This window comes from Actinophytocola xinjiangensis (assembly GCF_001921215.1).
In the GTDB taxonomy this organism is placed as follows: domain Bacteria; phylum Actinomycetota; class Actinomycetes; order Mycobacteriales; family Pseudonocardiaceae; genus Actinophytocola; species Actinophytocola xinjiangensis.
Genome location: NZ_MSIF01000019.1, coordinates 160,944 through 167,458, shown reverse-complemented (window position 1 = coordinate 167,458; position 6,515 = coordinate 160,944). Strand labels below are relative to the sequence as shown.

The following is a 6,515-nucleotide window of genomic DNA, read 5'->3' as shown; positions in this document are numbered from 1 at the left end:
TCGTCCAGCCGGGTGCCCTCGTCGATCGTGACGTCGGCCGACAGCTTCCCGCGCATCTCCTGGCGGATCAGCGTCGCCAGAGTGTCGATGGTGATCATTTCCGTACCTCGCACATTTCGACGGAACAAACGTTGAGCGGCAGGAATTTACCGCCGAAATTCGCTCGCCTGGAAGACGTGAAGTACGGATTCTTGAACCGCTTTCAACCCGCTGACGATCAGCCCGAAGAACGAGCACCGAACGGCTCAAGGGCCCGTGGAGAAGCTGGTTCGGCGCGCCCGCGCGTGACACACTTCGCGGCCGCGCCGAGAGCGGCGACCGGGGACGACCACCGGCACACACGACTGTGCGGGCGCGCGAAACCCAGCGCGCCCGCACAGTCGACGGGAAAGAGGGAACCCCGAAGGGCTCAGGCGGCCGCGGTCGCCGCCTCGACGAGCACCCGCTCCACCCGGGCGATCAACGACGCCCGGCGCAGGCACCACACCCGGAACGCGCGGCGGTCGTTGTTGTCGAGGGCCGCGTCGATCTGGGCCGCCGTGTTCAGGATGCAGATCTGCAGACCGCTGATCTCGGCACTGGCGTCGGGCTTGGACATCGAACGGCTCATCACGACCACCGCCAACTGGATCGGTGTGGAAATGTCTGTATCCATGGTGGCCGTGTCCGCTCAAGCCGAGCTTGAACCTCACTGAGGTGAGCCGGTCCCGGCCCTGGTCAGCCGGTGGTGTTCTCCGAGGTGACCGGCTCGGCGATCAACCGGGGACGGCGCATCCACGCCCCCTGCGGCCGGGCCAGAAGCTCGGTCAACGGCTCGGGCTTGCCCAGGTGGAAACCCTGCGCCACCCGCACCCCCAACCGGCCCAGCGCGTCGACCTGGGTGGAGCGCTCCACCCACTCGGCGACGACCGAGATGCCCAACCCGCGGGCGATGTCCACGATGCCCTGCACCAGCACGGTATCCCGGCTGCCGTAGTCGATCCCCCGGACGAACTCGCCGTCGATCTTCACCCCGGTGATCGGCAGCTTCTTCAGATGCACGAACGAGCCGAAACCCGCGCCGAAGTCGTCCAGCGAGATCCGGCAGCCGCTGGCCCGCAGCCGCTGCGCCAGGCTGCGCGCCGCCGCCAGGTTCGTCACCGCCGCCGTCTCGGTGATCTCGAACCCCAACCGACCCGGCGCGACCCCGGCCTTGGCCAGCCGCCGCACCACGAAGTCACCGAAATCGCCGTCCTCCAGGGTGCGGCCGGAGACGTTCACGTTGAACCGCAGGCCCGGGTACGGGTGGGCGACCAGCGCGTCGATCGCCGTGCCGATCACCCACCGGTCGATGTCGAGCACCAGGTCACCGCGCTCGGCCGCCGGCAGGAACTCCCCCGGGCTCAGCCTCGGCTCCCGGCCGTCCTCCAACCGCAGCAGCAGCTCGTGACCCACGACCCGGTTGGTGCCCAGCTTGACCATCGGCATCGCGTGCAGCACCAGGCCACCGTTGGCGATGGCGTCGCGAACCCGGTCCATGACCGTCACCCGCATCGCCGTGTCCATGTAGTGGCCCTGCTCGTAGACGGTGACCCGGTTGCGCCCGGCCGCCTTCGACGCGTACAGCGCGAGGTCGGCGTTGGCCAGCACCGCCTGCCAGGTGTCGCCCGAGGTGAACCCGGCCACCCCGGCGCTGACCGTGACCCGCGTCGTCGGACCGCCGCCGGTCAGCGGCAACGCCGCCACCGCCGCCCGCAGCCGGTCGGCCAGCGCGACCGCCGCCTCCTCCCCCGTGTCGGCGAGCACCACCGCGAACTCGTCACCGCCGAGCCGGCCCAGCGCGTGCCCCTCGCCCAGCCGCACCCGCAGCACGTCGGCGATGGCCCGCATCACCTGGTCGCCGGCCGGGTGGCCACGCAGGTCGTTGATGTCCTTGAAGTTGTCCAGGTCCAGCAGCAGCAGCGTGCCGGTGACCCGGTGGGCCAGGCGCCGTTCCAGCTCGCGGGTCAGCGCGCGCCGGTTGAGCAGCCCGGTCAACGGGTCCTCGTCGGCCAGGCGGATCAGCTCCGCCTGCCACTCGACACGCTGCTGGTCCTCGACCCCGTCGGCGCGCCAGCGGCTGACGTCGACCACCCGGTAGAGCAGCTGCGCCTCGGCGAAGACGGTGCACCGCACCTCCAGCCAGCGCTGGGCGGCGCCGTCGGCCGGCGAGGTGACCGCCTGGGACAGCACGACACCCTCGTGGGGCCCGTCCGGCGCGCCGACCAGCAGCGTCGGCAGGGAGCGGTCGCGGCACTGGTCGACGGTCAGGTCGAGGATCTCGGCCATCAGCCGGTTGACCCAGCGCACCCGTCCGCGCAGGTCGGTGACCGCGAACGCCGTGTCCGCGGTGTCAAGCACTGCGTCCAGCATCTCCACCTGGGAGATGCCGTCGGTTGTCATTCCGGAACGCCTCGTTCGCTTGAGGTGACAATAGGGCAGGAAGATTAGCCGAACGGATCTCTCAGCGCAGCCGTTCGAGACCATGTGCGGTTCGCACGACCTGTGCCGCCAGGGTGGTGAGCTCGTGCGGGGCGGCTCCGTCGTCCGCGGCGGTCACCAGGTCCTCGGCGGCACACCGCAGCTGGAACAGGCGGTCCTGTAGGTCGGCGAGTTCCGCCGCGGACAGTACTACGGCGTCGTCGGGCAACCCACCGCGCTGTACCGCGGAGCGTCGTTCGTAGGCGCGTTGCCGGCAGGACTGGGTGCAGTAGCGGCGGGGGCGGCCCACCCGGCCGTCGGCGGCCGGCGGGTCGGGCAGGTGCAGGCCGCACCAGCCACAGTGCCGGGGTTCGGTGCGCGACCGGAGTCGTTGGGGAGCGGTCATCACCGGCGACGCTATCTCGCCATGAATCGTGCACCCATTCGCCACGCCGCTGAGGCAGACTCGGCGGCGTGCGGTACAACGGTGGTGACCATGCCTTCTTCGCCGGCCCCTATCCGCGTGCGTTCGTGCACCGGGGCTGGCACTACGACGAGCTGAGCGGCATGGAGAACTCGCTGTCGGCGTTCCGGCGCGCGGTCGAGGAGGGCTACCAGTACCTGGAGACCGACGTGCACGCCACCAGCGACGGCGTGGTCGTCGTGCACCACGACCCGGTGCTGGACCGCACCACCGACGGCCACGGCGAGGTCGCGCGGTTGCCGTGGCGGACCGTGCGCGAGGCCAGGATCGGTGGTCGCGAGCCGGTGTCGCGGCTGGAGGACCTGCTGGAGGAGCTGCCGCAGGCGCTGCTGAACATCGACGTGAAGGCCGAGTCCGCGATCGAACCGCTGGTGGAGGCGCTGAAGCGGACCGGGTCACTCGGACGGGTGTGCGTGGCGTCGTTCTCCGAGGCGCGGCTGGCGCGGGTGCGGCAGCTGGCCGGCGGGGACGTCCTGACCTCGATGGGCACCCGCGCCATCGCCCGGCTGTGGGCCCACGGCCGGTTACCCCAGTGGCTGCCGCGCGGGCGCGGCGCCGAGCGCATCGCGCAGGTACCGGTGCGTCACGGTCGGGTGACCGTGGTGGACCGGCGGCTGGTGACCGTGGCCCGCAACCGGGGCGTCGAGGTGCACGTGTGGACCGTCGACGACCCGGCGCAGATGAACCAGCTGATCGACCTGGGCGTGGACGGCCTGATGACCGACCGTCCCGGGGTGCTGCGCGACGTGCTGCGGGAACGCGGCCTGTGGGCCACGACCAGCTAGTCCTCCAGCGACTCACCGATCGCCACGGCCTGCTCACGGGTCAGCTCGCCCTCGACACGGTAGGTGAGGTCGTCGCGTTCCCACACCAGCGTCGAGCCGGACAGGCGCGCGGACTGCTCGTGGCTGACGCCGTCGCGGTCGAGGTAGAACACCGGGTGCGGATCCGGCAGCCACACCGCCGGTGAGCCGTCGACCGTGGTGGGTTCGGCGTCGTCGTCACCGAGGAACTTGCGGAACATCGGGTCCAGCCCGCCGGCGAACTGGTCCACCCGCACCCCCGCGTAGATCAACGACACCACCCGGGTCGGCTCCCCCGCCAGCTGAACGGCGTCCGGATCACCGAGCGCGGCCGGCACCCGAAGGGGAAACCCGACCTGGTCACGTGCCAGATCCAACGACACCGTCCGCTCCTGGGGCAACGGCTCCGGCCCCGACGGCAACGGCGGCGCCGGGGCCTGGTTCAGCTCAACTCCCCCGACCCGCAGGAACTCCAACACCGAGGCCCGGACCCGAGGAGACACCGCCATCGCCACCCCCAGCGTGATCAGCAACGCCAGCACGGCCGCCACCAGCCGCGTCACCACCAGGGGCCGCCGAGGCACCTCGTCCAGCCGCCCCAGCACCGCCAGAGCGAGGACGTCGGGATCCGGGCCAGCCGGAACGTGGAGGTGCTCCCCGAGATCACGCAGGACGTCGTCGGTCACCGGATCAGTCACCAGCCACCTCCCTTGCCAGACCCGCCGGCAACACCCGGCGCAATTTGACAATCGCCCGCGACAACCGCGACTTCACCGAGCCACGCGGCCACGCGAGCACCTCGGCCGTCTCCGCCTCCGTGAGGTCGAGGAAGTACCGGCAGGTCAGCACCTGCCGGTCCCGGTCAGGCAGCGTGTTGACCGCCGCCAGCACCGCCGCCCGGGTGGCCGCGCTCACCGCCACCTGCTCCGGCACCACCGGATCGATGTCCGGTTCGACCAGCCGCAACTCCAGCGTCCGGCGCCGTCGGGTCGAGCGGTGCAGGTTGCTGGTCTCGTTGGCCACGATCCGCAGCAGCCAGGGACGGAACGGGGCGCCGTCGCGGAAGGTGGGCAACGCGCGGTAGGCCTTCACGAACGCCTCCTGCACCACGTCCTCGGCGTCGTCCCCCGCGCCGAGAAGGTAGGCGGTGCGGTGGGCGAGCGCGCCGTAGCGGGCGACCAGGAGCGCGTAGGCGTCCCGGTCGCCGGCGCGGGCGCTGGCCACCGCGTCGTGGTCCGGTGTCTGGTTGTCCGTGTCGGTCCTCCTCGGCCACCCGTTGATACACCGCCGGGCCGCGCCCGGTTCCACGTTTTTCTGGAACCGGACCCGGCCCGGCGGTGTACCGATGACATGAGAACGCGACGAATCCTCGTGATCACCGCGACCGCGCTCGCCGCCGCGCTGCTGGCCACCACTCCGGCCCACGCCGGCGGCTGGTCGGAAACGGTGCTGGACCCGCCCCCCGGGCACATCGAGCGAGCCGTGACCTACACGTTCGGTTTCTGGGTCCTCCAACACGGCTCGTACCCCATCAAGGCAGGAAACCTGGGCGAGGTAACGCTGACCGCGACCGACGACGACGCCACGAGGGTCACGTTCCCCGCCACCGAAAGCGCCACCGCAGGCCACTACTCAGCCGAAGTCGTCTTCCCCCACGACGGCGAATGGCAGATCGGGACCGAACACTCGACCCTGATGCCCGATCCGCTGGTCGCCGTGGTCACCGTGCCCGGCACGGTCGACATCATGCCCAGCGAGGTCGCCCACCGCGCCCCCCACGACTGGGGAACCGTGCGCCCCAGCTTCCCACCCACCACCGACAACGCCCAGGTCGCCGCCCCCGAGGGCTACAACCCCGAGGAACCCCAAGCCCTCATCGACCCCGGCCCCACAACCACCACGGCCGCCGCCCCCACCCCCGAAACCCCCGGCGGACCACCGATCGAACTGCTCGTAGCTGGTGGCCTGGCGCTGCTCGCCCTCACCGCCGCCCTCGCGCGCCACCACCGCCGCCGCACACGCGCCTGACCCACCGCAAGGCACTCAGGGCGACACCGACACGCCCTCCCAGGCCGCGCGCCAGGTCAACGGCCCCAACACCCCGGACTCCGTGATCCCGTTGGCCCGCTGCACAGCCAGAACAGCCACCCGCGTCTCCTCGTAGTAACACCCGGTCCCCGCGAAATCGAACCCGTAGGTGTTCATCCGCAACTGCCACACCCGCAACCCGCTGTGACAGTCCCCGTACTCGAACGCCACCCCCGGCCACGCCGGCGCCGCACCCCCGATGTAGGCCGACTCCGCATAGGACGGAACACGCTCGCTTCCGGCATCGGCGTCCTCGCTCAGCCCGTGCAGACCGGCGCAGGTCCACGGCTGCCAACCCCGCATGCGATACAGGTACAGCGCCCGGTAGTCCTGCTCTTCCGGTGTCGCCTCGTGCGGATATCCCGCGCCTCCCACGCTGCGCCAGGTCGCCAGGTCGAACTGGTAGGCCCCGTAGTACCCGCCGGAGGCGACCACGTCGTACCGCCCGCTGGACTCGCACTGGCGCAACGTCTCCCAATCCTGAGAGGACGGATCGGCGCTCGCGGCCGGCCCGCCGACAACGACCGCCCCCACCAGCAGCAACAGCGCCAGACCTCGCGCACCCCACCGTTCTCCGCTCATGATCAGTCACGGTAAGTGGCATTCCCAGGCGTCACAACCGCAACAGTGACCACAGTGTCCCCGAGAGTCACCGCAGTCACTTTTCGTTGTCGATATGCCGCCCCGCCGGGCCTGGTGTG

The 6,515-nt window shown here is 70.9% G+C and carries 8 protein-coding genes; 2 read left to right on the top strand and 6 right to left on the bottom strand.

Annotation, left to right across the window (positions count from 1 at the left end; translation table 11 throughout):
• Positions 1–409: 409 nt before the first annotated feature.
• From BLA60_RS30455 to BLA60_RS30445, 3 genes are all read right to left on the bottom strand, one after another.
• Positions 410–655, bottom strand: a complete 246-nt coding sequence (locus BLA60_RS30455) for a hypothetical protein (protein ID WP_154814730.1) — start codon at positions 653–655, stop codon at positions 410–412.
• A 62-nt stretch (positions 656–717) separates the two neighbouring features.
• Complete coding sequence (locus BLA60_RS30450; RefSeq protein ID WP_154814738.1) at positions 718–2,391, bottom strand: putative bifunctional diguanylate cyclase/phosphodiesterase; 1,674 nt, start codon at positions 2,389–2,391, stop codon at positions 718–720.
• Positions 2,392–2,482: 91 nt separating this feature from the next.
• Positions 2,483–2,845 (bottom strand): hypothetical protein, encoded by a 363-nt coding sequence (locus BLA60_RS30445; RefSeq protein WP_075136461.1) that lies wholly within the window; start codon positions 2,843–2,845, stop codon positions 2,483–2,485.
• 68 nt (positions 2,846–2,913) lie between these two features.
• Here BLA60_RS30445 and BLA60_RS30440 point away from each other — a divergent pair, with 68 nt between their 5' ends.
• Positions 2,914–3,708: a glycerophosphodiester phosphodiesterase family protein gene (locus BLA60_RS30440; RefSeq protein WP_075136460.1), complete on the top strand. Its 795-nt coding sequence runs from the start codon at positions 2,914–2,916 to the stop codon at positions 3,706–3,708.
• Here the strand turns inward: BLA60_RS30440 and BLA60_RS30435 are convergent.
• Positions 3,705–4,424, bottom strand: coding sequence for a hypothetical protein (locus BLA60_RS30435; protein WP_154814729.1), 720 nt, complete (start codon positions 4,422–4,424; stop codon positions 3,705–3,707). The genes BLA60_RS30440 and BLA60_RS30435 overlap by 4 nt on opposite strands.
• A complete protein-coding gene (locus tag BLA60_RS30430) occupies positions 4,417–4,950 on the bottom strand; it encodes an RNA polymerase sigma factor (protein ID WP_075136487.1) in 534 nt (177 codons plus the stop codon). The genes BLA60_RS30435 and BLA60_RS30430 overlap by 8 nt, the downstream gene beginning before the upstream one ends.
• Before the next feature lie 126 nt (positions 4,951–5,076).
• Here BLA60_RS30430 and BLA60_RS30425 point away from each other — a divergent pair, with 126 nt between their 5' ends.
• Positions 5,077–5,754, top strand: coding sequence for a hypothetical protein (locus tag BLA60_RS30425; protein ID WP_154814728.1), 678 nt, complete (start codon positions 5,077–5,079; stop codon positions 5,752–5,754).
• Positions 5,755–5,769: 15 nt separating this feature from the next.
• On the opposite strand, the gene BLA60_RS30420 is transcribed toward BLA60_RS30425, so the two are convergent.
• Complete coding sequence (locus tag BLA60_RS30420; RefSeq protein ID WP_075136457.1) at positions 5,770–6,396, bottom strand: transglycosylase family protein; 627 nt, start codon at positions 6,394–6,396, stop codon at positions 5,770–5,772.
• Between the last annotated feature and the right edge of the window lie 119 nt (positions 6,397–6,515).

Bases quoted from the DNA above. Each gene is read 5' to 3' on its own strand.
- BLA60_RS30455 (WP_154814730.1), bottom strand. From the start codon at position 655: ATGGATACAGACATTTCCACACCGATCCAGTTGGCGGTGGTCGTGATG.
- BLA60_RS30450 (WP_154814738.1), bottom strand. From the start codon at position 2,391: ATGCTGGACGCAGTGCTTGACACCGCGGACACGGCGTTCGCGGTCACC.
- BLA60_RS30445 (WP_075136461.1), bottom strand. From the start codon at position 2,845: ATGACCGCTCCCCAACGACTCCGGTCGCGCACCGAACCCCGGCACTGT.
- BLA60_RS30425 (WP_154814728.1), top strand. From the start codon at position 5,077: ATGAGAACGCGACGAATCCTCGTGATCACCGCGACCGCGCTCGCCGCC.
- BLA60_RS30420 (WP_075136457.1), bottom strand. From the start codon at position 6,396: ATGAGCGGAGAACGGTGGGGTGCGCGAGGTCTGGCGCTGTTGCTGCTG.